Below are 24,457 nucleotides of genomic sequence, written 5' to 3'. Positions count from 1 at the left end.
TGTGGGTATGACCGGAATGGACGCGCGGGACACCGAACTCAAGAAGGAACTCAACGCCACCCTGCAGGCACGCAGGGAGCTGGGCGACGAGTACGAGTCCGCGTTGGTCGACTCCTTCATGGAGAAGGTCGACCAGCGCATCGACGGGGCGGTCGAGCGCCGGATGCGCCGGCAGATGGCCGAGCAGCAGATGGTGGTGGCCAGAGGTGCCCGGTCGCCGAGGCCGACGGACTCCTTCGGCGAACGCTTCGGCTTCGGCATCGTCTCGCTGGTGCTGGCGGTCCCGCTGTCCGCGATCGGCGGCGGCGTCGCCCACCTCCCCGGCCTGCTCGTCGCCTGGGTCGGCATCGTCGGCGTCAACGTCGTCCAGGCGGCGCGCACCAACCCCGGCCTGTTCCGGGGCTGGCGCCGCAGGTCCGGCAAGTCCGAGGACCGCTGGGAGGACTGAGCCCCCCGGTGGACCGGGCCGCTCATGCCTGCCGGGTCGGCATCGCCATGATCTGCCGCAGGTTCACATGCCGGGGCCGGCTCGCCGCGTACGCCACCACGTCGGCGAGCTCCTCGGCCGCCAGCGCGCCCACGGCTTCGAGCATGCCGTCGACCAGCCCGGCCACCTCGTCGTTGTCGGTGTGCAGCCGCAGCTCGCTCTCCACGAACCCCGGCTCGATGTTGGTGACCCGTACGTCACGCGGCCCGAACTCGGTGCGCAGGCACTGGGAGAGGTGCGTGACCGCGGCCTTGGTCGCCCCGTACACCGCGTAGTTCGGGAAGGCGAGGTGCGCGCCGACGGACGAGATGTTCACGAGGTCCGCCGTACGGCCCTCCCCGGCCGCGGCCACCAGGTCACCGGTGAACGCCCGGATGACGCGCAGCACCCCGGTCAGATTGGTTTCGATCATCCGCTGCCACTCGTCGAGCCGCCCCGCCTCGAACGGGTTGCCCAGCATGACGCCGGCGTTGTTGACGACGAGGTCGACGGGCCCGTACGCCTCGTGGACGCGCTCCACTGCGGCGGCCACGGACGCGTCGTCGGTGACGTCGGCGACGACGGCCACCGCCGACCCGCCGTCCGCGGTGATCTTCGCGGCGACCTCGTCCAGCCGCTCCCGGCGCCGCGCCAGCAGCGCGACCCGTGCCCCCTGCTCGGCGAGCAGCACGGCGACGGCCTCGCCGATCCCGCTCGCCGCTCCGGTCACGACGGCGGTACGGCCGGTCAGGTTCTCGTACGACATGGGAACTCCTCCACGATGGGTGTTTCGGCTCCACCCACCCTCGGCCGCCGCGCCCGCCCTACCCAGGGATGCGTTGTTCCTGTGTCTGGCAGTACCAGGCTCACGGCCCGCCGCGGGGCTACGCTCGAACCCATGGACGGGGACCTGGGAGATTTCCTGCGCTCGCGCCGCGGCCGGATCCGGCCGGAGGATCTGGGGCTGCCCTCGTACGGGCGGCGCCGGGTGCCCGGACTGCGCCGCGAGGAGGTGGCGCAGCTGGCCGGGGTGAGCGTCGACTACTACGTCCGTCTCGAACAGGGCCGGGGGCAGCACGTGTCCGACGCCGTGCTGGACGCCGTCGCGCGGGTCCTCCAGCTGGACGAGACGGAGCACGCCTATCTGCGCACGGTGGCCCGGCCGCGCCGCCGGGGCGCCCGCCGTCCGGAGGCGGCCCGCGTCCGGACGGGGGTCCAGGCCCTGCTGGACAGCATGGACCGCACGCCGGCCTTCGTCATGAACGCCCGCATGGACGTCCTCGCCTGGAACTCCCTCGCCGACGCGATGAACGGCTACAGCCGTACGGCCCCCGCCGACCGCAACATTCCCCGGCAGGTCTTCCTCGACCCCGGCGCCCACACCGTGTTCCCGGACTGGCCCGACATCGCCGCGCAGGCGGCCGCCCACCTGCGGCTGAGCGCCGGCCACCGCCCGGACGACGCACGGCTGGACGCACTCATCGGCGAACTGTCCGTCAAGAGCCCGGACTTCCGCCGACTGTGGGCGGACCACCAGGTCAAGGCCTGTATGTCCGGCACGAAACGCGTCCGGCACCCGCTCACCGGCCTGCTGTCCCTGCCGTTCGAGACGCTGACGGTCCCGGCGGACCCGGAGCAGACGGTGGTGGTGTACACGCCGGAGCCGGGCTCGGACGCGGCGGAGCAGCTGGCGCTGCTGGGGAGTTGGGCCACGGCCGAGGTGTGACCGGCCGTTGCCGGAAAGAATGTGGCGGGGACCGCCGCACCCCCGTTGCCGGGGGGCGGGACGACGGCGGTCCCCGCAAAGGACGCGGGCCGGGTCAGGGCCAAGCTCACGCGTCCTTGGCGTCCATGGAGGTCCGGGAGCCGCTCCGGAGGTCCTTGGACGTTCGGCGCCGGCCGGGGCGGGGAGCCGCTCCCGCCCTGCCGACACCCACTAATGTGCCGGACCCGTGTTAAGCGGGTGCTGCGTGAACGTGACGCGCTCGTACCAGTTCCGCGTCGGTCCGAGCGGCCCCGGTCACCGCAGGTTCGCCGCGGACACGCCCCGTTCACCGCAGATTCGCCGCTACTTTCCGCCCTTGGCCAGGAAGGCCAGCAGGTCCTGCCGGCTGACCACACCGGTCGGCTTGCCCTCGACCAGCACGATCGCCGCGTCCGCCGCGCCCAGCACGGACATCAGGTCGCCGACCGGCTCACCGGAGCCGACCTGCGGCAGCGGGGCCGACATGTGCTTCTCCAGCGGGTCCTCGAGGGAGGCCCGCTTGGTGAACAGGGCGTCCAGCAGCTCCCGTTCGACGACCGAGCCCACGACCTCGGCGGCCATGACGTCCGGGTGACCGGCGCCCGGCTTCACGATCGGCATCTGCGAGACGCCGTACTCGCGCAGCACCTCGATGGCCTGACCGACCGTCTCGTCCGGGTGCATGTGGACGAGGGACGGGATAGCGCCGTGCTCCTTGTCGTTCAGGACGTCGGCGACGCGCGCGCTCGGGCCCTCGTCCTCCAGGAAGCCGTAGTCGGCCATCCACTCGTCGTTGAAGATCTTGCTGAGGTAGCCGCGGCCGCTGTCGGGCAGCAGCACGACCACGACGTCGTCCGGGCCCAGCCGCTCGGCGACCCGCAGCGCGCCGACGACGGCCATGCCGCACGAGCCGCCGACGAGCAGCCCCTCCTCGCGGGCGAGGCGCCGGGTCATCTGGAAGGAGTCCTTGTCGGACACGGGGACGATCTCGTCGGCGACGGTCCGGTCGTAGGCGGTCGGCCAGAAGTCCTCACCGACGCCCTCGACGAGATACGGCCGCCCGGAGCCGCCCGAGTACACGGAGCCCTCGGGGTCGGCGCCGATGACCTTGACCTTGCCGTCGCTGACGTCCTTCAGGTACCGGCCGGTCCCGGAGATGGTCCCGCCGGTGCCCACGCCCGCCACGAAGTGGGTGATCTTCCCCTCCGTCTGCTCCCACAGCTCGGGGCCGGTGGAGTGGTAGTGGGAGAGCGGGTTGTTGGGGTTGGAGTACTGGTCCGGCTTCCACGCCCCGGGGGTCTCACGGACCAGCCGGTCGGAGACGTTGTAGTAGGAGTCGGGGTGCTCGGGGTCCACGGCGGTCGGGCAGACGACCACCTCGGCCCCGTACGCCCGCAGCACGTTGATCTTGTCCGTGCTCACCTTGTCGGGGCACACGAAGATGCACTTGTACCCCTTCTGCTGGGCCACGATGGCGAGCCCGACACCTGTGTTGCCGCTGGTGGGCTCGACGATCGTGCCGCCGGGCTTGAGCGCGCCGCTCTCCTCCGCGGCCTCGATCATCCGCAGGGCGATGCGGTCCTTCACGGAGCCGCCCGGGTTGAAGTACTCGACCTTGGCCAGGACGGTGGCCTGGATGCCCTTGGTCACGTTGTTGAGCCTCACCAGCGGGGTGTTGCCGACGAGGCTGATCATCGAGTCGTGGAAATGCACCGTTGTCTCCGGATGCTGCAAAAAGGGTGGTCGTAGTGGTTACGCCAGCCTAGGCCCTGTGGCCTGCGCGGGGCCGGTGAAGGTCGTTCACTCGTCGTTGGGATTGGGCGACGGTCCGTGCGGGGCAAGCAGTTGATGTACGGCTACGAGGAGGTGGCGGCAACGCATGACGAGCATGTCGAGGGCGAGGGTGGCCCGGCGGATCGCCGCGGGCGCCGCGTACGGCGGAGGCGGCATCGGTCTGGCCGGCGCGGCGGCCGTCGGCCTGGTGCTGGCCGAGGTGCGGATGGCCCGGCGCCACGTGGGCAACGGCACCACCAACCACGTGCCGAACGCCACAGGCCGCTACGGCCACCTCTACGAGACCCCCGGCGACCCGCCCCTGCGCCTGACGATGCTGGGTGACTCGACGGCCGCGGGCCAGGGGGTGCACCGGGCGGGCCAGACGCCGGGCGCGCTGCTCGCGTCGGGGCTGGCGGCGGTCGCGGAACGGCCGGTGGTGCTGCGCAACGTGGCCCTGCCGGGAGCCCGCTCGGACGACCTGGACCGCCAGGTGGCCCTGGTGCTCGCCGATCCGGCCCTCGTGCCCGACGTGTGCGTGATCATGGTCGGCGCCAACGACGTCACCAACCGGATGCCCCCGACCCGCTCGGTGCGCCACCTCTCCGCGGCGGTACGGCGGCTGCGCACGGCCGGCGCGGAGGTGGTGGTCGGCACCTGCCCCGACCTGGGCACGATCGAACCGGTCCAGCAGCCGTTGCGGTGGCTGGCCCGCCGCGCCTCACGCCAGCTGGCGGCGGCGCAGACGATCGGTGTGGTCGAGCAGGGCGGCCGTACGGTGTCGCTGGGTGACCTGCTGGGCCCGGAGTTCGCCGCGAACCCGCGGGAACTCTTCGGTCCCGACAACTACCACCCCTCGGCGGAGGGCTACGCCACCGCGGCGATGGCGGTGCTGCCGACGGTCTGCGCGACCCTCGGCCTGTGGCCGGCGGACGAGGAGCGCCCCGACGTCACCCGCCGCGAGGCCTTCCTGCCGGTGGCCCGGGCAGCGGCCGAGGCCGCGTCGGAGGCCGGCACGGAGGTGGCGGCAGCGATGCCGACGGGCCCCAAGGGCCCCTGGGCCCTCCTGAAGCGCCGCCGCCGGCGGCGGGTACCGGAGCCGGAGACGGAGCCGGTGACGCCGTCCAGCCCGTGAACGACGCGTGCGGCGGGGGCGAGGAAAGCAAGCGCTTGGAAAGTGCGGTCAGGGTCACACCGCGCTCCCCGTGACCTCGACCATACGTACGGGTAACTTCCCCCACAGCCCTGCCCATCCCCGTAAGCCCCTGGAGCCGTGATGCCCGAAGCCGTCATCGTCTCGACCGCCCGCTCCCCGATCGGCCGCGCCGTCAAGGGCTCCCTCAAGGACCTGCGCCCGGACGACCTCACCGCCACCATCATCCAGGCCGCCCTGGCCAAGGTCCCCGAGCTGGACCCCAGGGACATCGACGACCTGATGCTCGGCTGCGGCCTCCCCGGCGGCGAGCAGGGCCACAACCTCGGCCGCATCGTCGCCGTACAGATGGGCATGGACCACCTCCCCGGCTGCACGATCACCCGCTACTGCTCCTCCTCCCTCCAGACCAGCCGCATGGCCCTGCACGCCATCAAGGCCGGCGAGGGCGACGTCTTCATCTCGGCCGGCGTCGAGACCGTCTCCCGCTACGCCAAGGGCAGCTCCGACGGCCTGCCGGGCACCACCAACCCGCTCTTCGACGAGGCCCAGGCCCGCACCGCCGCCACCGCCGCGTCCGAGGGCTCCACCTGGCACGACCCGCGCGAGGACGGCCTGCTCCCCGACCCCTACATCGCGATGGGGCAGACCGCGGAGAACCTGGCCCGCGCCAAGGGCATCACCCGCCAGGACATGGACGAGTTCGGCGTCCGCTCGCAGAACCTCGCCGAGGAAGCCATCAAGAACGGCTTCTGGGAGCGCGAGATCACCCCGGTGACCCTTCCCGACGGCACCGTCGTCAGCAAGGACGACGGCCCCCGCGCCGGCGTCACCCTGGAGGGCGTGGCCGGCCTGAAGCCCGTCTTCCGCCCCGACGGCCTCGTCACCGCGGGCAACTGCTGCCCGCTCAACGACGGCGCCGCCGCGGTCGTGATCATGTCCGACACCAAGGCCCGCGAGCTCGGCCTCACCCCGCTCGCCCGCATCGTCTCCACCGGCGTCTCGGGCCTGTCCCCCGAGATCATGGGCCTCGGCCCGGTGGAGGCCAGCAAGCAGGCCCTCCAGCGCGCCGGCCTCGGCATCGGCGACATCGACCTGGTCGAGATCAACGAGGCGTTCGCCGCCCAGGTGATCCCCTCCTACCGCGACCTGGGCATCGACATCGACCGCCTGAACGTCAACGGCGGCGCCATCGCCGTCGGACACCCCTTCGGCATGACCGGCGCCCGCATCACCACCACCCTCATCAACTCCCTCCAGTTCCACGACAAGCAGTTCGGCCTGGAGACGATGTGCGTCGGCGGCGGTCAGGGCATGGCGATGGTCATCGAGCGCCTGAGCTGAACCAACGAACCGGAGCCCCTGGGTAGTCGGCGGACGACCCAGCGTGAGCCCTCGGCCCAGAACCTGGGAAACTCCAAGGTTCTGGGCCGTTTTGTGATCCAATCTCCCCCAGGATGTGACCTATCTCCCTCGGTGGAGGGATTTACGCAGCTCAGAGCCGTACACCACTGAACCTCAGGCCCAAAGCCCCGCCCGTTTCGTGACGTTACGCACTGACAGCTGGATAGTCCGCCCTTCAAGCTGATGTAGGAAGTCGGGGGTCGACTTTGAACCGGGAGTACGTCAGTGAGCGCCATGCCGATCGCCTTGCTGCTCACCACGGCCGCCACCGGCGCCGTGGGCGTCGCCGTCCTGCGCACCCTCGTGGTGCTGCGCCGACAGGTCGCGGCCCTGCACACCGAGCTGGCACAGAACAACGCCGCCGCGGCCCGCGGCCTCGTCCCGCCGGCCCGCCTTGCCGCCGACGCCGATGAGATACGCGCGGCCGTGTCCGAGGCCCTCGCCGAGGAACGCGAGCGGGAGCTGGCCGAGGCGCGCGCCTTCTGGGCCGCCCAGGAGGCCCGTGACGCCTCCGACGCGCCCACGCTGCTGGGTCTCTCGGACAGCGAGCTGTTCCTGCCCCGGCAGGCCGATTTCGCGGGTCTGGAGCACCTGGAGCCGGTGACCGAGCCGACCACGGACGCCGACGAGTTCGCCGGCGATTCCCCGGAACTGGCGGCGGCTCGCCGCCGCCACCCCTCCCACCCGGACTTCGTCCCGGTCCAGTCACCGGTGGTCAACGACCACGAACGCACGGTGGCCACCCTGGAGGACCTGGCCGCCTCCGCCATAGAGCTGACCGACGTCCGTCCCGGCCCGCTCGGCACCCTCGACGTCTACGTCTTCGCCGACGGCACCACGCTGTGCATGACCCCGGGGCACCGGGAGACGGCGGAGCGCCTCGCCACGGCCCTGCGCGCGGGCGAGACGCCGGTGCTGCTCGGCGGTTCGGGCATCTCGGGGGCGTACACCCTGACGTTCGCGTGCGGCGAGGAGAACGTCTACATCCTGGCCGACCGGGTCATAGCGTCCCTCTAGGGATCACACCCCGGCCCGCTTCTGCGCCTCCTCGACCAGCAGCACGGCCTCCTCGACCTCCCCCTCGTCCGACAGTACGAGGGCCAAGTCGTGCACGGCGACGGTGACTTGGTCGGCCGCCGCGAACATCCCGGCGTCGGGCATCTCCCGCGGCTCCTGGCCGGGCGCCTCCAGAACCTGCGCCCGACGGGCCAACTCCCTGGCCAACGCCAGCGCCTCCGCGGCGGCGCTTCTCTGCAACCGGCTCTGCGGAGCCGCCCGCAACCGGTCGGCGAAGTGATCTACGGCTCGGACCAAACGCGTCGTGTCAACCACGCCGTGAGCGTACGCGACTGTTGCCAACGGGCGAACGCTCAGGCACCGTGACCTGAAGGACCGGCTTACATCCCCTTTGCGTCCGGAGGCGCCGATGTCCCACGTCCTCTCCGAGGAGACCCACCGCAACATGCTCGCCCGCATCCCCCACTGCACCGGTCGTGAAGTCTCCGACTGGCTCCGCACCGTAGAAGAAGGCCCGGCTCTCGTTCGCTTCGAGGAGAAGGTCAGCTGGCTGCGGCACGAATACGACCTCGCGTACGGCCACGCGAAGGCGATCGTCCACGAGTACGACCTGAGGAGGGCGGCGCGCAAATTCCTCTAGGCGCGCACAGACGACGAAGGGCCCCGGGACGGCCCGGGGCCCTTCGCTGCAAAGCGTCGGAGGTCAGTCGCTGCTGTTGAGGATCGAGATGAGCCTCAGGAACTCCATGTAGATCCACACCAGCGTGAGGGTGAGACCGAAGGCCGCAAGCCAGGCCTCCTCGCGCGGCGCGCCGTAGGCGAGACCGTCCTCGACCTGCTTGAAGTCCAGGGCGAGGAAGCAGGCGCCGAGCAGGATGCCGACGATGCCGAAGACGATGCCGAGCGGGCCGCTGCGGAAGCCGAGGCCGTCACCGCCGCCGAAGACGGCGAACAGCAGGTTGACCGCCATCAGCAGGATGAAGCCGAGCGCGGCCGCCATCACGAAGCCGACGAAGCGGCGGTTGACGCGGATCCAGCCGGCCTTGTACGCCACCAGCACGGCGGCGAAGACCGCCATCGTGCCGAGCACCGCCTGCATGGCCGCGCCGCTGGCGATGTGCTCGTCGACGACGCTGGAGACGACGCCGAGGAAGACACCCTCGAGCGCGGCGTAGGACAGGATCAGCGCGGGCGAGGCCTTGCGCTTGAAGGACTGGACGAGCGCCAGCACCATGCCGACCAGACCGGCGCCGATGGCGATGCCGTAGGACCGGTTGATGTTCTCGGCGTCGACCGGCAGCAGGAACCACGCGAGCGCGGCCGTGACGATCAGGGTGCCGAGCGTGGTGGCGGTGCGCAGGATGACGTCGTCCATCGTCATCCGGCCGGTGGTGGCCGGGGCCTGCGGCGGCGCGCCGTACTGCTGGTCCTGCTGCGCGTAAGGGTTCTGCGCGTACGGGTTGCCGGCCTGCGGCTGGGCGTACGGGTTGCCCTGCGTGCCGACAGCGGCGGCCCCGGCCTGCGGCGCGGTGTTGAAGCCCGCGTAGCCGTTGTCGCGGCTGAACCCCCGTCGCGAGAAGACCGGGTTGCTGCTCCTCATTTCACTCCTCCATGGCCGCCGTGCGCGGCCTTGGCTCAAGAGTAATAGGTAGGCAAAGGATTGACCCTAGTGCTTGGGGAGGATCTTTCCCTCGTCGTGCTGGCCAACACGCTACGCGGCCGGGTGATTCCCAGCCACGAAGGGGTCCATTCATGACCAACCTGCTACGTGGCCGGAACCTGTCGGAGATCACCCGCTCGGCCCGAGCCCTCGTTCACCCGAACGGAAACCCGGTGTAGGCCTCGGCGAGGTCCGTCTCGGCCGCCGTCGACCCGGCGATCCGCTCCAGCCGCGCCAGCTGGAGCCGGTCCTCGAAGGGCGTGGCCTCGGGCGCGCGGTGCAGCAGCGTCGTCATGTCGTAGGAGAACCGCTCGGCTTGCCAGACCCGGCGCAGACAGGTCTCGGAGTAGGCGTCGAGGAGTTCCGCCGACCCGGTCTCCCGCAGGCGGGTCAGCGCCCGCGCGAAGGTGACGACGTCACCAACGGCCAGATTCAGCCCCTTGGCGCCCGTCGGCGGCACGATGTGCGCCGCGTCACCGGCGAGGAAGAGACGGCCGTACCGCATGGGCTCGTGGACGTAGGAGCGCATCGGCGTGACGGACTTCTGGGTGATGGGGCCGCGCTCCAGCCGCCAGTCGTCTGCGGTCTCGAAGCGGCGCTCCAGCTCCGCCCAGATCTCGTCGTCGCTCCACGCCTCGGCGTCCGTGCCCTCGGGCACCTGGAGGTAGAGGCGGGAGACGGACGGGGAGCGCATCGAGAGCAGGGCGAAGCCGCGGTCGTGGCGGGCGTAGACCAGCTCGTCGTGCGAGGGGGCGACGTCGGCGAGGATGCCGAGCCAGCCGAAGGGGTACGTCCGCTCGAAGACCCGGACCAGCTCCGCGGGGATCGCCTTGCGGGACACGCCCCAGAAGCCGTCGCAGCCGACGACGTAGTCGCATTCGAGGACGTCCTCCACGCCCTCGTGGCGGAAGCGCACGCGCGGGCTGTCGGTGTCCGCGCCCTCCACCGCCAGCGCCTCCGCCTCGAACAGCAGCGGGCCGCCCTCCTTGAGCTGGAGGGCGATGAGGTCCTTGCAGACCTCGGTCTGGGCGTAGACCGTCACGGACCGGCCGCCGGTGAGGGCGGGGAAGTCGACGCGGTGGCGCTTGCGGTCGTAGCGCAGCTCGATGCCGTCGTGCCTGAGGCCCTCGCGGTCCATCCGCTCTGCGGCGCCGGCCGCCCGCAGCACGTCCACCGTGCCCTGTTCCAGGATTCCGGCGCGCTGGCGGTGCTCGACGTAGGCGCGGTCGCGGCTCTCGAGGACGACCGAGTCGATGCCGGCGCGGTGGAGCAGCCGCGCGAGGAGGAGGCCGGCGGGGCCCGCTCCGATGATGCCGACGGTGGTGCGCATCGGACGCTTCCCTTCTCGCTGTTCGCATGGCGCTGTTCGCGTGGCGCTGTTCATGGAGCTCTGTTCGTGTGGTGAAGTTTTATTCACCACTTCTGGATGTGAGTCTCCGGCCGTATGCGCCCGCTGTCAACGGTTGCGGTGAACTCTTGAAGGAAGGGGGTGCGTCGGAAGTGCCCAGAGCCGGACTTGAACCGGCACGCCCGCGAAGGGGCAGCGAGGTTTAAGCTCGCCGTGTCTGCATTCCACCATCTGGGCAGGCCATGGGCTCCGCATCGAGGTCCCGAGCCTATCGGGATACATCCCCCGAACAGCGGGCGGTCGGACCGATGTTGTCTTATTTTATTGACGTCTGAGGGTGCATCAGCCCACGGAACACGCCATCCGCACTTGCCAATAGCCTTACGCGCGGCGATGGGCGACGCATGCGGAATGACGGAATTTCACCGTCCGAACAAGGACGCTCCACCTGTTCCCGAAGCGAGCGTCCGTCAGGGGCCCTTGTCATCCTCAGGTATGACGCGACGGCCTCCGATCCATCCGCAGTCTGCCTTCGGAACCGGAACAGGGACGGACTACACGGCGCTCCCCGGCCTGGACGATGGATACGTCCTTCGAACACACCGCCGACCCTTCAGGAGCGTTCTTCTCGTGACCACCGCATCCATCGCCGGCCGGGCCACCACCGTGGCCGCGCGTGCCACGGATCTGTCGAAGATCTACGGACAGGGCGAGACCCAGGTGGTCGCCCTGGACCGGGTCTCCGTCGACTTCCGGCAGGCCGAGTTCACCGCGATCATGGGCCCCTCCGGCTCCGGCAAGTCCACGCTGATGCACTGCGTCGCCGGGCTGGACACCTTCTCCTCCGGCTCGGTCCGCATCGGCGACACCGAGCTGGGCTCCCTGAAGGACAAGCAGCTCACCAAGTTGCGCCGGGACAAGATCGGCTTCATCTTCCAGGCGTTCAACCTGCTGCCGACGCTGACCGCGCTGGAGAACATCACCCTCCCGATGGACATCGCGGGCCGCAAGCCGGACAAGCAGTGGGTCGACTCGGTGATCCGCATGGTCGGTCTCGCCGACCGGCTGAGCCACCGTCCCGCCCAGCTCTCCGGCGGCCAGCAGCAGCGCGTCGCCGTGGCGCGCGCGCTCGCCTCCCGGCCCGAGATCATCTTCGGCGACGAGCCCACCGGAAACCTCGACTCGCGCTCCGGCGCCGAGGTGCTGGGCTTCCTTCGCAACTCCGTGCGGGAGATGGGTCAGACGGTCGTGATGGTGACCCACGACCCGGTGGCCGCGGCCTACGCGGACCGCGTGGTGTTCCTGGCCGACGGCCGGATCGTCGACGAGATGTACCGTCCGACCGCGGACAACGTGCTCGACTTCATGAAGCAGTTCGACGCGAAGGGCCGCACCAGCTGATGTTCCGCACCGCCCTGCGCAACGTACTCGCGCACAAGGCCCGGCTGCTGATGACCGTGCTCGCCGTCATGCTCGGCGTCGCGTTCGTCTCCGGCACCCTGGTCTTCGCCGACACCCTCTCCAACGCCTTCCGCAACCAGTCCGCGAAGAGCTACGACGACGTCGCCGTCTCCGTCACCTCGCACGCCAACCCGGACGACCCCGAGGTGGAGCCCGGCCTCTCCGAGAAGACCCTCGACAAGATCACCGCCGTGGACGGCGTCGCCGCCGCGTACGGCCGCGTCGAGGGCTTCGCCGGGGTCGCCGACCCCGACGGCAAGCTCATCGGCGTCGGCTGGTCCAACAAGGGCTCCAACTTCGCCCCCGGCAAGGACGGCAAGGACTCCGCCTACACGTTCACCGAGGGCTCCGGCCCGGTGAAGGACGATCAGATCGCCCTGGACAAGGACTCCGCGGCCAAGGGCGAGTACAAGGTCGGCGACCGGGTCCGCGTCGCCACCAACGGCCCGGTGAAGGAGTTCACCCTCAGCGGTGTGTTCACCACCGAGGACGGCGCCGTGAACGCCGGCGGCAGCCTCGTCCTCTTCGACACCGCGGTCGCCCAGAAGCAGTACCTCAAGCCGGGCTACTTCGACAGCGCCACCGTCACCGCCGCCCCCGGCGCGGACGACGCGAAGATCCTGGACGCGGTCAAGCCGCTGCTGCCGGACACCGCCGAGGCGCAGACCGGCAAGGCGCTCGCGGACGAGCAGGCGGAGCAGATCGAGCAGGGCATGGGCAACCTCAAGCAGGTCCTGCTCGGGTTCGCCGGCATCGCGCTGTTCGTCGGGGTCTTCCTGATCTCCAACACCTTCACGATGCTGGTCGCCCAGCGCACGAAGGAGATCGCCCTGATGCGGGCGGTCGGTGCCTCGCGCAAGCAGATCACCCGCTCGGTGCTCGCCGAGGCCGCGGTGGTGGGCCTGGTCGCCTCGGTAATCGGCTTCGTCCTCGGCATCGGCCTCGCGGTCGGTCTGCGCTCCGGCATGGCCGCGTTCGACATGAAGATCCCGGGCGGCCCGCTGATCCTGTCCGCCACGCCGGTGATCGCCGCGCTCGCCGTCGGCGTGCTGATCACGATGTTCGCCGCCTGGCTGCCCGGCCGCCGGGCCGCGAAGATCCCGCCGGTGGCGGCCATGAACAGCGTCCACGCGGTGGCCACCACCAAGTCGCTGGTGCTGCGCAACTCCATCGGCACGGCCATCACCGGCCTCGGCGCGGCCGGGATCGTCCTGGGTGCCTCGACCGGCGGTGACGACGGCCGCATGTACATCGGCGGCGGCGCGTTCTTCGCGCTGATCGGCGTGATCATCCTGATCCCGCTGCTGTCCCGGCCCGTGATCGCGCTCGTCCGCCCGCTGCTCGTCGGCCCCTTCGGGGTGGCCGGCAAGCTGGCCGGCCAGAACGCGGTCCGCAACCCGCGCCGCACCGGCGCCACCGCCTCGGCGCTGGCGATCGGCCTGACCCTGGTGACCGGCCTGTCGGTGCTCGGCATCACGGTCGGCACGGCCATCGACAAGATGACCACGGACAACATCAAGGCCGACTACATGGTCTCGATGGCCAACGGCGGCGACCTCGACCAGTCCGCGCTGACGGCGCTGGAGAAGGCCAAGGGCGTCTCCGCGGTCTCGCCGCAGCAGGACGCCTACCTCCAGGTCAAGGACGACTACGTCTCCGCCTCCGCGGTCACCCCGGGCGACATCCAGCGGGTGCTGAACGTCGACGTCGTCAGCGGTGACGTCGACTCGCTCGCCAAGGGGCAGATCGCGGTCGCCGAGAAGACGGCGAAGAGCAAGGGCTGGAAGCCCGGCGACAGCATCCCCTTCACCTTCGCCGACGAGAAGAAGGCCACGCTGACGGTCGGCGCCGTCTACAAGGACAGCGAGTTCCTCTCGCCCGTCCTCGTCGACCGGAAGATCGTGAACGAGCACGAGGCGAAGCCGTACATCCGGCAGATCTTCGTGAAGGTGGACGGCGGCCAGTCCGCGGCGAACGAGAAGGTCCTCATCGACGCGCTGGGCGACAACCCCGCGATCACCGTCATGGACCGGCAGGACATCCGCAACGAGTTCGGCGGCGCCATCAACACCTTGCTGAACATCATGTACGGCCTGCTGGCGATGGCCCTGATCATCGCGGTGCTCGGCGTCGTCAACACCCTCGCGATGTCGGTGTTCGAGCGGCAGCAGGAGATCGGCATGCTGCGGGCGATCGGTCTCGACCGGCGCCGGGTGAAGCGGATGGTCCGGCTGGAGGCCGTGGTCATCTCGGTGTTCGGCGCGGTGGTCGGCATCGGTCTCGGCTCGTTCCTCGGCTGGGCGATCGGCGAGACCTTCGCGGACCAGATCCCGGGCTACGCGCTGGTCCTGCCCTGGGACCGGATCGGGATCTTCCTGGTGCTGGCCGGCCTGGTGGGCGTCCTGGCCGCGATGTGGCCGGCCCGCAACGCCGCGCGGCTGAACATGCTGAACGCGATCAAGGCGGAATAGCCGTACGCGCGCATGGGCCCCGTTCCTGAGAGGGAGCGGGGCCCTGGGCGTCTCAGCCCCAGGTGCGGGAGCGCAGCGCCATCCCCGAGTCACCGGAATCGGGCGTGCGCACCGCCAGCACCTGGTTGACGCCGATGCGGTTGCGCTCGAAGGACACCGCGGAGGCGGCCATGTACAGCCGCCAGACCCGGGCGCGCGCGGCGCTGGTGAGCCCCACGGCACGGCCCCAGTCGGCCTCCAGGTTGGCCACCCAGCGGCGCAGGGTCAGGGCGTAGTGCTCCCGGATCGACTCGACGTCCCGCACCTCGAAGCCGGCGCGCTCCAACTGGCTGACGGTGACCCCGACGGGCTGGAGCTCGCCGTCGGGAAAGACGTAGGCGTCGATGAACTCGTCGACCTCGTACGACGTTTCGTCGCGCTGCGGCCGCCGCCCGATCTGGTGGTTGAGCAGCCGCCCGCCGGGCTTCAGCAGCCGGTGCAGCACATCGGCGTACTCCAGGTAGCGCTCGGCGCCGACGTGCTCGGCCATGCCGATCGAGGAGATGGCGTCGTAGGGCCCGTCGTCGACGTCCCGGTAGTCCTGGACGCGGATCTCGACCTTGTCGGTGAGCCCCTCGTCGGCGACGCGCTTGCGGGCGTACGCCGCCTGTTCCTGGGAGAGGGTGATGCCGACGACGCTCACGCCGAACTCGCGGGCCGCGTGGATGGCCATCGAGCCCCAGCCGCAGCCGACGTCGAGCAGCCGCTGACCGGGCCTCAGGTCGAGCTTGCGGCAGATGAGGTCGAGCTTGTCGCGCTGGGCGGTCTCCAGGGTGCTGTCGGGGGACGGCCAGTAGGCGCAGGAGTACACCATGGACGGGCCGAGGACGATCTCGTAGAAGTCGTTGCCGACGTCGTAGTGGTGGCTGATGGCGCGCCTGTCGGTGCGTCTGGTGTGCAGATGACGCTGCCGGCGCACCTCCTCGGGCGGCGGCGCGGGCGGCAGCGGCAGCCCGCCGATCCTGACGAGGCCGCGCACGGCGGCGCGCACCTCGGGGTCCCGGAGCGCCTGCGCCAGCGTCCGGGCGTCGTCACCCCGCTCCCACACCAGTCCCGCGAGCAGATCGAGGGCCGTGTAGAGGTCCCCCTCGATGTCCAGGTCCCCGGCGACCCAGGCGCGGGCCAGCCCGAGCTCGCCGGGCTTGAACAACAGCCGCCGCACGGCACGGCGGTTGCGTACGACGAGGATCGGCGCGCCGGGCGGACCCGCCTGCGAACCGTCCCAGGCGCGGATGCGCACCGGGAGCGGAACTCCCAGCACCTGTTCGAGAAGGCCGTTCAGCCGCACCGCGGCATCTGCCATGGCGCACACCTCCGTGAGAGGAGATCCCGGAATGTCCAACACCACGTAAACACCAGAAGGGTGCCGCCGCAGTCCCCCACGCGCGTTACAGCTGGGCAAAATGCGTGCAAGAGCCACTCAGTTGGCCGGGTCCCGGTCCCGCGGTCCGCCGTGGTACCGGGAACGCCGAAGGACCTCCCGCACCACGGATGGCGGGAGGTCCTTCGGTTCGTTCAGCGACCGGAGAGGGTCAGGAGGCCTTCGCCTCGGTCTTCTCCGGCTTGGGCGCCGCCGCCGGCATCGGCTTGGCTGCCTCGTAGAACTCCTCGCGCGGGTGCTCCATCGCGCCGAGGGAGACGACCTCGCGCTTGAGGAACATGCCGAGGGTCCAGTCGGCGAAGACGCGGACCTTGCGGTTCCAGGTCGGCATCGCCAGGCCGTGGTAGCCGCGGTGCATGTACCAGGCGAGACGGCCCTTGAGCTTGATCTTCATCTTGCCCATGACGATCATCGCCACGCCCTTGTGGAGGCCGAGGCCCGCCACCGCGCCCTTGTTGGCGTGCGAGTAGTCCTTCTGCGGGAAGCCCCGCATACCGGAGATGACGTTGTCGCCGAGGACGCGCGCCTGACGCAGCGCGTGCTGGGCGTTCGGCGGGCACCAGGCGTTCTCGTTGCCCGCCTTGCGGCCGACGAGGTCCGGGACCTGGGCGTTGTCGCCGGCGGCCCAGATGTAGTCGGTGCCCTTGACCTGGAGGGACGGCTCGCAGTCGACGTGGCCGCGCGGGCCGAGCGGCAGGCCGTAGCGGGCCAGCGCCGGGTTCGGCTTGACGCCGGCGGTCCACACGATGGTGTTGGAGTCGACCTCGAGTCCGTTCTTCAGCACGACGTGCCCGTCGACGCAGGAGTCCATGGAGGTGGAGAGGTAGACCTCGACCCCGCGGGCCTCCAGGTGCTCCTTGCCGTACTGGCCGAGCTTCGGGCCGACCTCGGGCAGGATCTTGTCGGCGGCGTCGACGAGGATGAACCGCATGTCCTCGCGGGACACGTTGGTGTAGTACTTGGCCGCGTCGCGGGCCATGTCCTCGACCTCGCCGATGGTCTCCGCACCCGCGAAGCCACCGCCGATGAAGACGAAGGTGAGCGCCTTGCGGCGGATCTCCTCGTCGTTGGTGGAGTCGGCCTTGTCGAGCTGCTCAAGCACGTGGTTGCGCAGGCCGATGGCCTCCTCGATGCCCTTCATACCGATGCCCTGCTCGGCGAGACCGGGGATCGGGAAGGTGCGGGAGACCGCGCCGAGCGCGATCACCAGGTAGTCGAAGGGCAGCTCGTACGCCTCGCCGACCAGCGGGGCGATCGTGGCGACCTTGCGGTCCTGGTCGATGGTGGTGACCCGGCCGGTGAGGACCTCCGCCTTGGGCAGCACGCGTCGCAGCGGGACGACGACGTGGCGCGGGGAGATGCTGCCGGCGGCGGCTTCGGGGAGGAAGGGCTGGTAGGTCATGTACGACCGGGGGTCGACGACCGTGACGGTCGCCTCGCCGTAGCGCATCTTCTTGAGGATGCGCCGAGCTGCGTACAGGCCTACGTACCCACCGCCTACTACGAGGATCCTGGGACGCTCCGTGGTGCTCATGCCATCGAGTATCCACCTGCCCCAGGGGGGTCGCTCGTGCGCCCCTTCACAAGCTCTTGCATGCCCTGTGCTACCATCCCCGGCCCGCGTGACGCAGCTCATGGTCAAGTCCGGGAACCGGCGTACGGCTGGAGCCGTTGTCAATGCCGCGTGAGCTGCCTCTCCGCCCCGCAGGACCCTCTGTGAGCGGTCCGGAACACGCTCCGTCGATGACCTTCCGAAGCCTCTTTACACCGGCCATCTGAACATGTTCAAGGCCCTGTTCACCCCTCGGAAGGGTCAACCGGTACCGATCAGTGCTCCGACAGGGCCGAATTCCTTGTGAAGAACTTCACGAACTTTGTCGAGCGGGTCGCTCCGAGACGGCCTCACGGGGCTCGAAAGACCCCCTCAGCGGCGCTCATACGCTAACCGCACCGCTCAGCCGATGGCTACCCGTCGGTAGCGAAACGAGACACGAACCACCCCGCGCAGGCGGTCTGAGTCACCGTCACCCGGTCGGCCATTCACCGCGCGAAAATGATCAGACCGGCACATAACGTGCAGCCATGATCACCTCACGGAAGGGCCCCCAGCGGGCCGGCAAGCGAATAGTCTCGGTCGGCGTTGCCCTCGGCATCGCCCTGGCGACGGGGGCGGCCACGGCCGCGTCCGCCGCAGTCATGACGCCCGTCCACGCCCCTGCCAAGGCCAAGGTCGCCCAGGCGAGTCCGGGCCACGGCGAGGACGACGACGGTTGCGTCGGCCTCATCATCCTGCTCTGCGGCTGAAGGCGGACCGCACGGGCATATACGACGGCCCCCGTGCCTCTCCACGAGGCGCCGGGGCCGTCCGCGTCGTCCGGCGCGTGTCAGCCGGTGGTCACCAGGGGATGACGCCGTCGTCGTTGAAGAACGAGCCGGTCGGACCGCCGTCGGGCAGCGTGGCGAGCCGGATCGCGGTGGCCGCGCCCTCTACCGGAGTGCGGCTCCCGAAGTTGCCGTTGAAGTCGGTCGCGACGAGCCCCGGACAGGCGGCGTTGATCAGGATGTTCGTGCCCGCGAACTGCCGGGCGTAGTGCACGGTGACGGCGTTGAGGAACGACTTCGTCGGCGAGTAGGCCGCCATGATCGGACCGACGTCGATGCCGGGGTCCGTCTGCCAGGTCAGGGAGCCGACGGAACTGGAGGCGTTGACGATGCGCGGCGACGGCGAGCGCCGCAGCAGCGGCAGCATCGCGTTGGTCACCCGGAAGACGCCGATGACGTTGGTCTCCACGACCGCGCGGACCACGTCGAGGTCGAGCAGGGTCGGGTCCTGCTCCCACCCCGACCCCGTCGGCGGTCCTGAGATGCCGGCGTTGTTGACCAGGACGTCCAGCCGCCCGGCCTCCCGTTCGAACAGGTCGGCGGCGTCGGTGACGCTCCGGTCGCCGGTCACGTCCAGGGGCACCCCGAAGGCGTCCGCCCCTGCGGCGCGCAGCTTCTCCACAGCCGTGTCGAGGCGGACCCGGTCGCGCGCACCGACACCCACGCGGTATCCGAGCGCGCCCAGCCCGGCCGCGATCTCGTACCCGATTCCCTTGTTCGCGCCAGTCACCAGCGCGACCTTCGTTTCGCTCATGCCGTCGATGCTCGCTCGCGGACGAGCGCCGCATCCAACACCGATACGGTGCTCTGTCATACCCGGTGGGTATCACCGAAGTAGGCTGCGCCCATGGACACCTTGGAGACCCGTGAGCTGAGGTACTTCATGGCCGTCGCGGAGGAGCTGCACTTCGGCCGCGCCGCCGAGCGCCTCGGCATGGCCCAGCCGCCGCTGTCCCGGGCGATCCAGCAGCTCGAACGACGCCTCGGTGTCCGCCTGTTGGAGCGCGACCGCCGCGGCGTGTCCCTGACCGGCGCCGGAGAGGTGCTGCTGCACGAGGGGCGCGTGGCCGTCGACGCGGCCACCGCCGCCGCTCGCCGCACCCGGCGCGCCGGTGGCGCCGACGGTCCGGGCGGCCCCCGGGACCGTCTGGTGCTGGCGGTGAAGGCCGCCGCGTCCCACGAGCTGTTGCAGAAGCTCCTCGCCGCCTACGCGGCCGAGCCCGACGCCGCCGAGATCGAGGTGCTGCCGAGCGGCATGTGCGAGCAGGAGGAGATGCTGCGTGACGGCCGCGCCGACGTGGCGCTCATGCACGCGCCGTACAACTCCCTCGCCGGATTCGACAGCGAGGAACTGATGACCGAGGGCCAGATCGCCGTCCTGCCCGCCGGGCACCCCCTCGCCGCACGGCAGACGCTGTCCCTGGCCGACGTCAAGGACGTCCCCGGTCTGCCGCACGCCCGCTGGCCCCGCCACGGCACCTACGCACCCGGACCGGGCCCCGAGATCCACGACCAGACGCAGCTGGCCCAGCTGATCGCCCTCGGGCGCACCATGGCCGTCTTCCCGGAGTCCGCCCGCGCCTGGCTATGGGCCGAGCACGCCGCGGTACCCCTGACCGACGCGCCCCCCGTCGTCACCCACATCGCGTGGCCCGCGCACAGCCGCTCGCTCGCCCTCGCCGGGCTGATCCGCACGGCCACGCGGCTGTGACGACGTCAGACCCCTTCGGATTCCGATTCTGATTCCGAGGCGCAGCTGAAAGCGATCCCGTCGAGGATGTCGTGCTCGCTGACGACGACCTCCTCGGCGCCGATCCGCTCCATGATCGCCAGCAGCACCAGCGCGCCGGCCGCGATGACGTCGACCCGGCCCGGGTGCATGGAGGGCACGGCCGCGCGCTCGGCGTGGGTGGAGCGCAGCAGCCAGTCGGTGATCTCGCGGACCCTGTCGTGGCTGATCCGCGAGTGGTGGATGCGCGTCGAGTCGTACTCGGGCAGGTCCTGGGCGATCGCCGACACCGTGGTGACCGAACCGGCCAGCCCCACCAGCGTCCTGGCCTCGCGCAGCGGCACCGTCTCCTCGGCGAGGTCGAGGGCCGCCTCGATGTCGGCCCGCATCGCCGCGATCTGCTCCTCGGAGGGCGGGTCGGAGACGACGCCGTCGCGCACGAGATGACGCTCGGTCATCCGCACACAGCCGACGTCCACGGAGCGCGCCGCCCGCACGTGCTCCTCGCCGACGACGAACTCGGTGGACCCGCCGCCGATGTCCACGACCAGGTACGGCCGGTGCAGGTCCGCCCGCCCGGTCAGCTCCTTGGTCGCGCCCGTGAAGGAGAACTCGGCCTCCTGGTCCCCGGTGACGACCTCCGGCTCGACACCCAGGATGTCCATCACCCCGCGTACGAACTCGTCCCGGTTCTCGGCGTCCCGCGAGGCGGACGTGGCCACGAACCGCAGCCGCTCGGCGCCGTGCTCCTTGATGACCGCCGCGTAGTCACGGCAGGCGGCGAAGGTGCGCTCCAGCGCCTCCGGAGCGAGCCGCCCCGTACGGTCGACGCCCTGGCCGAGCCGCACGATGGTCATCCGGCGGTCCAGGTCGACGAGTTCACCGCTGTGCGGGTCGACGTCGGCGACGAGGAGCCGGATGGAGTTCGTACCGCAGTCGATGGCGGCGACGCGGGTCATGGGGTGCCCTTCTGATGTCCGGGACATTTGTGACGTACGGGATAGTTGTGGGGATTTTCAACGCGGGTAGGGGCAGCGGGAGGCGACATCACTCGGCCGCGGCCACGCACGGCCCCTTCGCCCACCACTCCGGCAGCATCGCGATCGCCTCGTCCCCCAGCGGATTGACCCCCGGCCCGGCCGCCAGCGAGTGCGCGACGAGCACGTGCAGGCACTTCACCCGGTCCGGCATCCCACCCGCACTCGGAAACCCGGTCAGCTCCTCGATCTCGTCCCGCCGCCGAATGTAGTCCTCGTGCGCGGAGCGATACGCGGCCGCCAGCTCCGGATCCGTCTCCAGCCGCGCCGACATCTCCTTCATCACCCCGTTCGCCTCCAGCGTGCCGATCGCCGACGAGGCGCGCGGGCACGTCAGGTAGTACAGCGTCGGGAACGGCGTGCCGTCGGGCAGCCGGGGGGCCGTCTCGACCACGTCCGGCTGTCCGCAGGGGCAGCGGTGCGCGATCGCGCGCAGCCCGCGCGGGGGGCGCCCGAGCTGCTGCTTGAAGGCCTCGACGTCCGCGTCGGTGGGCTCGGTGCGCGGGGTGGGCGGCGGGGGCGTTTCCATGCCTGTCTTTCTATCGGTTCGGTTCTCACTGGGTGGCGGCGTCGGCCTTGTCGACCCCGTCCCAGATGTGCGCGTACCAGGGCAGGTCCGCCGCGCTCCGGTCGGTCCGCGACTTCTTGGCCGCGTCCGGGTCGATCACGACGTAACCGGTCTCCCCGGGCATCACATAGTGCAGCCGCTGCCGGATCTGCTGCTCGGCGTACGCGTCGTCCTGCCAGCGCGCCTTGAGGTCGCGCAGCTGCTCGACGCGCCGGGCGGCCTCCTCCTGCTGCCGCTGCGTGTCGGCGATCTCGGCACGCTGGGAGACGTACTGCCTTATCGGGTAGGCCAGCGCCACGACGAGGGAGCAGACCACCAGCGCGAGCAGCGCGGCGCGTCCGGTGAGCCTGGAGCGCCGGGCCTGCCGCTTGGTCTGGGAGCGGTAGACGCGGGCCGCCGTCTGCTCGCCGAGCAACCGGATCCTGGTCGCGGTGGAGAAACGGTCCCGGTCCTTGACGGCCATCGGCTCTCCGCCTCCCCTTTCACGTGCGTACGTCCCCGCACACGGTACGGGACCGAGTACGGGGACGTACGTACGACTGGCTAAGCCTTACCCAGGTGGGGTCAGCGGAGGTCAGCCCTTGAAGCGCGGGAAGGCGCTGCGGCCGGCGTACACCGCGGCGTCGTCGAGGATCTCCTCGATGCGCAGCAGCTGGTTGTACTTGGCGACGCGCTCGGAGCGGGCCGGGGCGCCGGTCTTGATCTGGCCGCAGTTGGTGGCGACGGCCAGGTCGGCGATGGTGACGTCCTCGGTCTCGCCGGAGCGGTGCGACATCATGCACTTGAAGCCGCTGCGCTGGGCGAGCTCGACGGCGTCCAGGGTCTCGGTGAGCGAGCCGATCTGGTTCACCTTGACCAGGAGGGCGTTGGCGGTGCCCTCCTCGATGCCGCGGGCGAGGCGCTCGGGGTTGGTGACGAACAGGTCGTCGCCGACGAGCTGGACCTTGTCGCCGAGCTTGTCGGTGATGACCTTCCAGCCGGCCCAGTCGTCCTCGAACAGCGGGTCCTCGATGGAGACGAGCGGGTAGGCCGCGACGAGCTCCTCGTAGTACTCCGTCATCTCGGCGGCGGAGCGCTCCTTGCCCTCGAAGAGGTACTTGCCGTCCTTGTAGAACTCGGAGGCGGCGACGTCGAGCGCGAGGGCGATCTGCTCGCCGGGGGCGTAACCGGCTTCCTTGATGGCCTCGAGGATGAGGTCGAGGGCCTCACGGTTGGAGCCGAGGTTCGGGGCGAAGCCGCCCTCGTCGCCGAGGCCGGTGGACAGGCCGCGGGCCTTCAGCACCTTCTTGAGGGTGTGGTAGACCTCGGTGCCCCAGCGCAGCGCCTCGGAGAAGGACTCCGCGCCGATCGGGGCGATCATGAACTCCTGGATGTCGACGTTGGAGTCCGCGTGGGATCCGCCGTTGAGGATGTTCATCATCGGGACGGGCAGCAGGTGCGCGTTCGGGCCACCGAGGTAGCGGAACAGCGGCAGGTCGGACGCCTCGGAGGCGGCGTGGGCGACGGCGAGCGAGACGCCGAGGATGGCGTTGGCGCCGAGGGAGCCCTTGTTGTCGGTGGCGTCCAGGTCGAACATGGCCTGGTCGATCAGGCGCTGCTCGGTGGCGTCGTAGCCGACCAGCTCGGGGCCGATCTGCTCGATGACGGCGAGGACGGCCTTCTCGACGCCCTTGCCCTGGTAGCGGTTCGGGTCACCGTCGCGGAGCTCGATGGCCTCGAAGGCGCCCGTGGAGGCGCCGGACGGGACGGCGGCACGACCCGTGCTGCCGTCGTCGAGGCCGACCTCGACCTCGACCGTGGGGTTGCCTCGGGAGTCCAGGATTTCCCGGGCTACGACGACGTCGATGGACGGCACGAGCATCTCCTTCTTCGGATGTGACGCGGGTACGCAGACCGCGGTGGGTGCTGCGAGACGAGCCTAACCGGCTCCAGGCACCAGACCAGCGGTCGACCGCCCCGTGGACAGAACCGAGAGTAAATTGTTTCCGAAAGGAACAAAGACGCGGTACAAAAAACCCCGCCCCGGTGCGTACGGGGGAAGACGCACCGAGGCGGGGAGCGTGGGGACGGGGGTGACCCTCACGACGCCTTCACTATGAGGTCCACGTGGATGAAGGCGCCGTGGTTCAGCTGTCGCCCGTCTGTTACTTCAGGTGCAGCTGCTGACCGGGGTAGATCAGGTTCGCGTCCTCGACGATGTCCTTGTTCAGCTGGAAGAGCTTCTCCCAGCCGCCCTTGACGTTCTTCTCCTCGGCGATCGAGCTGAGGGTGTCACCCTTGGCGACCTTGTACTCGCCGTCGCCCTTCTTGACCTTCTTGCCGGTCGGGGTGGTGACGGTCTTGGCGCTCTTCTTCGCGGCCGGGCGGTCGGCGGAGCGGGAGGCCGACTGCTGCTCGGAGGAGCGGGTGGTGGACTCGGTGCTCTGCGAGGAGGAGCCGGAGTACGCGGCGCTCGACAGGCCGGTGCCGCAGTTCGGCCAGGCACCCTTGCCCTGGCTCGCGAGGACCTTCTCGGCTATCTCGATCTGCTGGGCCTTGCTGGCCTGGTCGGCGGTGGAGGCGTACGCGGTGCCGCCGTACGCGGCCCAGGTGGAGGCGGAGAACTGCAGACCGCCGTAGTAGCCGTTGCCGGTGTTGATCGACCAGTTGCCGCCGGACTCGCACTGGGCGACGGCGTCCCACTCGGAGGCGGTGGCGGCCGAGGCGCTGCCGGCGGCCATCAGCGGGGCGGCGACGGCGGCGGCACCGGTGACGCCGACGACGGCGATGGCGCGAGCGGCCTTGGACGGACGACGGTGCTTGCCCTTGCTGGAAAACAGCATGG

Annotated in this window: 23 protein-coding genes and 1 tRNA gene; 10 read left to right on the top strand and 14 right to left on the bottom strand. The window is 70.4% G+C overall.

What is annotated here, in order from left to right:
* Positions 1–7: 7 nt before the first annotated feature.
* Positions 8–448: a hypothetical protein gene (locus ACIRD7_RS26230; protein ID WP_403457395.1), complete on the top strand. Its 441-nt coding sequence runs from the start codon at positions 8–10 to the stop codon at positions 446–448.
* A gap of 22 nt (positions 449–470) precedes the next feature.
* On the opposite strand, the gene ACIRD7_RS26225 is transcribed toward ACIRD7_RS26230, so the two are convergent.
* Positions 471–1,232 carry an SDR family oxidoreductase gene (locus ACIRD7_RS26225; protein ID WP_403457392.1) on the bottom strand — a complete coding sequence of 254 codons (762 nt, stop codon included), beginning with the start codon at positions 1,230–1,232 and terminating at the stop codon, positions 471–473.
* A gap of 132 nt (positions 1,233–1,364) precedes the next feature.
* Between ACIRD7_RS26225 and ACIRD7_RS26220 the strand changes: the two genes are divergently transcribed.
* Positions 1,365–2,192, top strand: a complete 828-nt coding sequence (locus tag ACIRD7_RS26220; protein WP_403457390.1) for a helix-turn-helix transcriptional regulator — start codon at positions 1,365–1,367, stop codon at positions 2,190–2,192.
* A 342-nt stretch (positions 2,193–2,534) separates the two neighbouring features.
* On the opposite strand, the gene ACIRD7_RS26215 is transcribed toward ACIRD7_RS26220, so the two are convergent.
* Positions 2,535–3,923, bottom strand: coding sequence for a cystathionine beta-synthase (locus ACIRD7_RS26215; protein ID WP_403457388.1), 1,389 nt, complete (start codon positions 3,921–3,923; stop codon positions 2,535–2,537).
* A 166-nt stretch (positions 3,924–4,089) separates the two neighbouring features.
* Here ACIRD7_RS26215 and ACIRD7_RS26210 point away from each other — a divergent pair, with 166 nt between their 5' ends.
* The 3 genes from ACIRD7_RS26210 to ACIRD7_RS26200 all read left to right on the top strand — a co-directional run bounded on the left by ACIRD7_RS26210 (position 4,090) and on the right by ACIRD7_RS26200 (position 7,557).
* Positions 4,090–5,118: an SGNH/GDSL hydrolase family protein gene (locus tag ACIRD7_RS26210; RefSeq protein ID WP_403457386.1), complete on the top strand. Its 1,029-nt coding sequence runs from the start codon at positions 4,090–4,092 to the stop codon at positions 5,116–5,118.
* A 141-nt stretch (positions 5,119–5,259) separates the two neighbouring features.
* Positions 5,260–6,480 (top strand): acetyl-CoA C-acetyltransferase, encoded by a 1,221-nt coding sequence (locus tag ACIRD7_RS26205; RefSeq protein ID WP_403457385.1) that lies wholly within the window; start codon positions 5,260–5,262, stop codon positions 6,478–6,480.
* A 294-nt stretch (positions 6,481–6,774) separates the two neighbouring features.
* Entirely contained in the window at positions 6,775–7,557 is a 783-nt protein-coding gene (locus ACIRD7_RS26200; protein WP_403457516.1) for a hypothetical protein, read from the top strand.
* Positions 7,558–7,560: 3 nt separating this feature from the next.
* Here ACIRD7_RS26200 and ACIRD7_RS26195 read toward each other — a convergent pair whose 3' ends face one another.
* Entirely contained in the window at positions 7,561–7,872 is a 312-nt protein-coding gene (locus tag ACIRD7_RS26195; RefSeq protein ID WP_403457382.1) for a hypothetical protein, read from the bottom strand.
* A 94-nt stretch (positions 7,873–7,966) separates the two neighbouring features.
* On the opposite strand from ACIRD7_RS26195, the gene ACIRD7_RS26190 reads away from it, so the two are divergent.
* Positions 7,967–8,197 (top strand): DUF4287 domain-containing protein, encoded by a 231-nt coding sequence (locus ACIRD7_RS26190; RefSeq protein ID WP_030049879.1) that lies wholly within the window; start codon positions 7,967–7,969, stop codon positions 8,195–8,197.
* Positions 8,198–8,260: 63 nt separating this feature from the next.
* On the opposite strand, the gene ACIRD7_RS26185 is transcribed toward ACIRD7_RS26190, so the two are convergent.
* The 3 genes from ACIRD7_RS26185 to ACIRD7_RS26175 all read right to left on the bottom strand — a co-directional run bounded on the left by ACIRD7_RS26185 (position 8,261) and on the right by ACIRD7_RS26175 (position 10,802).
* On the bottom strand, positions 8,261–9,157 hold the full coding sequence (locus ACIRD7_RS26185) for a Bax inhibitor-1/YccA family protein (protein WP_403457379.1): 897 nt from the start codon (positions 9,155–9,157) through the stop codon (positions 8,261–8,263).
* Positions 9,158–9,371: 214 nt separating this feature from the next.
* A complete protein-coding gene (locus ACIRD7_RS26180; protein ID WP_403457377.1) occupies positions 9,372–10,547 on the bottom strand; it encodes a 4-hydroxybenzoate 3-monooxygenase in 1,176 nt (391 codons plus the stop codon).
* A gap of 171 nt (positions 10,548–10,718) precedes the next feature.
* Positions 10,719–10,802, bottom strand: a tRNA-Leu gene (locus tag ACIRD7_RS26175).
* 393 nt (positions 10,803–11,195) lie between these two features.
* On the opposite strand from ACIRD7_RS26175, the gene ACIRD7_RS26170 reads away from it, so the two are divergent.
* Together ACIRD7_RS26170 and ACIRD7_RS26165 are read left to right on the top strand one after the other, a co-directional pair.
* The gene (locus ACIRD7_RS26170; RefSeq protein ID WP_403457375.1) at positions 11,196–11,966 is read left to right on the top strand and encodes an ABC transporter ATP-binding protein; all 771 of its coding nucleotides are present in this window, start codon (positions 11,196–11,198) and stop codon (positions 11,964–11,966) included.
* Complete coding sequence (locus ACIRD7_RS26165; protein ID WP_403457372.1) at positions 11,966–14,497, top strand: ABC transporter permease; 2,532 nt, start codon at positions 11,966–11,968, stop codon at positions 14,495–14,497. The genes ACIRD7_RS26170 and ACIRD7_RS26165 overlap by 1 nt, the downstream gene beginning before the upstream one ends.
* Positions 14,498–14,549: 52 nt before the next feature.
* Here the strand turns inward: ACIRD7_RS26165 and ACIRD7_RS26160 are convergent, their stop codons facing one another.
* Positions 14,550–15,839 (bottom strand): class I SAM-dependent methyltransferase, encoded by a 1,290-nt coding sequence (locus ACIRD7_RS26160; RefSeq protein ID WP_403457370.1) that lies wholly within the window; start codon positions 15,837–15,839, stop codon positions 14,550–14,552.
* 229 nt (positions 15,840–16,068) lie between these two features.
* Positions 16,069–17,451 (bottom strand): NAD(P)/FAD-dependent oxidoreductase, encoded by a 1,383-nt coding sequence (locus ACIRD7_RS26155; RefSeq protein WP_403457368.1) that lies wholly within the window; start codon positions 17,449–17,451, stop codon positions 16,069–16,071.
* A gap of 548 nt (positions 17,452–17,999) precedes the next feature.
* Between ACIRD7_RS26155 and ACIRD7_RS26150 the strand changes: the two genes are divergently transcribed.
* Positions 18,000–18,221: a hypothetical protein gene (locus ACIRD7_RS26150; protein WP_403457365.1), complete on the top strand. Its 222-nt coding sequence runs from the start codon at positions 18,000–18,002 to the stop codon at positions 18,219–18,221.
* Between the two features lie 91 nt (positions 18,222–18,312).
* On the opposite strand, the gene ACIRD7_RS26145 is transcribed toward ACIRD7_RS26150, so the two are convergent.
* Positions 18,313–19,053 (bottom strand): SDR family oxidoreductase, encoded by a 741-nt coding sequence (locus ACIRD7_RS26145; protein WP_403457362.1) that lies wholly within the window; start codon positions 19,051–19,053, stop codon positions 18,313–18,315.
* Positions 19,054–19,146: 93 nt separating this feature from the next.
* Between ACIRD7_RS26145 and ACIRD7_RS26140 the strand changes: the two genes are divergently transcribed.
* On the top strand, positions 19,147–20,010 hold the full coding sequence (locus ACIRD7_RS26140; protein ID WP_403457359.1) for a LysR family transcriptional regulator: 864 nt from the start codon (positions 19,147–19,149) through the stop codon (positions 20,008–20,010).
* Positions 20,011–20,015: 5 nt separating this feature from the next.
* Here ACIRD7_RS26140 and ACIRD7_RS26135 read toward each other — a convergent pair whose 3' ends face one another.
* The 5 genes from ACIRD7_RS26135 to ACIRD7_RS26115 all read right to left on the bottom strand — a co-directional run bounded on the left by ACIRD7_RS26135 (position 20,016) and on the right by ACIRD7_RS26115 (position 24,455).
* Positions 20,016–20,987, bottom strand: a complete 972-nt coding sequence (locus tag ACIRD7_RS26135) for an exopolyphosphatase (protein ID WP_403457357.1) — start codon at positions 20,985–20,987, stop codon at positions 20,016–20,018.
* Between the two features lie 88 nt (positions 20,988–21,075).
* On the bottom strand, positions 21,076–21,594 hold the full coding sequence (locus ACIRD7_RS26130; RefSeq protein WP_403457356.1) for a DUF501 domain-containing protein: 519 nt from the start codon (positions 21,592–21,594) through the stop codon (positions 21,076–21,078).
* Positions 21,595–21,619: 25 nt separating this feature from the next.
* Entirely contained in the window at positions 21,620–22,096 is a 477-nt protein-coding gene (locus ACIRD7_RS26125; RefSeq protein ID WP_403457354.1) for a septum formation initiator family protein, read from the bottom strand.
* A gap of 111 nt (positions 22,097–22,207) precedes the next feature.
* Complete coding sequence (eno, locus tag ACIRD7_RS26120; RefSeq protein ID WP_403457352.1) at positions 22,208–23,494, bottom strand: phosphopyruvate hydratase; 1,287 nt, start codon at positions 23,492–23,494, stop codon at positions 22,208–22,210.
* Positions 23,495–23,777: 283 nt separating this feature from the next.
* Positions 23,778–24,455: a transglycosylase family protein gene (locus tag ACIRD7_RS26115; RefSeq protein ID WP_403457350.1), complete on the bottom strand. Its 678-nt coding sequence runs from the start codon at positions 24,453–24,455 to the stop codon at positions 23,778–23,780.
* Between the last annotated feature and the right edge of the window lie 2 nt (positions 24,456–24,457).

The organism is Streptomyces sp. NPDC093568, assembly GCF_044764945.1.
Taxonomy (GTDB): Bacteria; Actinomycetota; Actinomycetes; order Streptomycetales; family Streptomycetaceae; genus Streptomyces.
This window is presented reverse-complemented; position numbering and strand designations above follow the sequence as displayed.

Bases quoted from the DNA above. Each gene is read 5' to 3' on its own strand.
- ACIRD7_RS26230 (WP_403457395.1), top strand. From the start codon at position 8: ATGACCGGAATGGACGCGCGGGACACCGAACTCAAGAAGGAACTCAAC.
- ACIRD7_RS26225 (WP_403457392.1), bottom strand. From the start codon at position 1,232: ATGTCGTACGAGAACCTGACCGGCCGTACCGCCGTCGTGACCGGAGCG.
- ACIRD7_RS26220 (WP_403457390.1), top strand. From the start codon at position 1,365: ATGGACGGGGACCTGGGAGATTTCCTGCGCTCGCGCCGCGGCCGGATC.
- ACIRD7_RS26210 (WP_403457386.1), top strand. From the start codon at position 4,090: ATGACGAGCATGTCGAGGGCGAGGGTGGCCCGGCGGATCGCCGCGGGC.
- ACIRD7_RS26205 (WP_403457385.1), top strand. From the start codon at position 5,260: ATGCCCGAAGCCGTCATCGTCTCGACCGCCCGCTCCCCGATCGGCCGC.
- ACIRD7_RS26200 (WP_403457516.1), top strand. From the start codon at position 6,775: ATGCCGATCGCCTTGCTGCTCACCACGGCCGCCACCGGCGCCGTGGGC.
- ACIRD7_RS26190 (WP_030049879.1), top strand. From the start codon at position 7,967: ATGTCCCACGTCCTCTCCGAGGAGACCCACCGCAACATGCTCGCCCGC.
- ACIRD7_RS26185 (WP_403457379.1), bottom strand. From the start codon at position 9,157: ATGAGGAGCAGCAACCCGGTCTTCTCGCGACGGGGGTTCAGCCGCGAC.
- ACIRD7_RS26180 (WP_403457377.1), bottom strand. From the start codon at position 10,547: ATGCGCACCACCGTCGGCATCATCGGAGCGGGCCCCGCCGGCCTCCTC.
- ACIRD7_RS26165 (WP_403457372.1), top strand. From the start codon at position 11,966: ATGTTCCGCACCGCCCTGCGCAACGTACTCGCGCACAAGGCCCGGCTG.
- ACIRD7_RS26160 (WP_403457370.1), bottom strand. From the start codon at position 15,839: ATGGCAGATGCCGCGGTGCGGCTGAACGGCCTTCTCGAACAGGTGCTG.
- ACIRD7_RS26155 (WP_403457368.1), bottom strand. From the start codon at position 17,451: ATGAGCACCACGGAGCGTCCCAGGATCCTCGTAGTAGGCGGTGGGTAC.
- ACIRD7_RS26150 (WP_403457365.1), top strand. From the start codon at position 18,000: ATGATCACCTCACGGAAGGGCCCCCAGCGGGCCGGCAAGCGAATAGTC.
- ACIRD7_RS26145 (WP_403457362.1), bottom strand. From the start codon at position 19,053: ATGAGCGAAACGAAGGTCGCGCTGGTGACTGGCGCGAACAAGGGAATC.
- ACIRD7_RS26140 (WP_403457359.1), top strand. From the start codon at position 19,147: ATGGACACCTTGGAGACCCGTGAGCTGAGGTACTTCATGGCCGTCGCG.
- ACIRD7_RS26135 (WP_403457357.1), bottom strand. From the start codon at position 20,987: ATGACCCGCGTCGCCGCCATCGACTGCGGTACGAACTCCATCCGGCTC.
- ACIRD7_RS26130 (WP_403457356.1), bottom strand. From the start codon at position 21,594: ATGGAAACGCCCCCGCCGCCCACCCCGCGCACCGAGCCCACCGACGCG.
- ACIRD7_RS26125 (WP_403457354.1), bottom strand. From the start codon at position 22,096: ATGGCCGTCAAGGACCGGGACCGTTTCTCCACCGCGACCAGGATCCGG.
- eno (WP_403457352.1), bottom strand. From the start codon at position 23,494: ATGCTCGTGCCGTCCATCGACGTCGTCGTAGCCCGGGAAATCCTGGAC.
- ACIRD7_RS26115 (WP_403457350.1), bottom strand. From the start codon at position 24,455: ATGCTGTTTTCCAGCAAGGGCAAGCACCGTCGTCCGTCCAAGGCCGCT.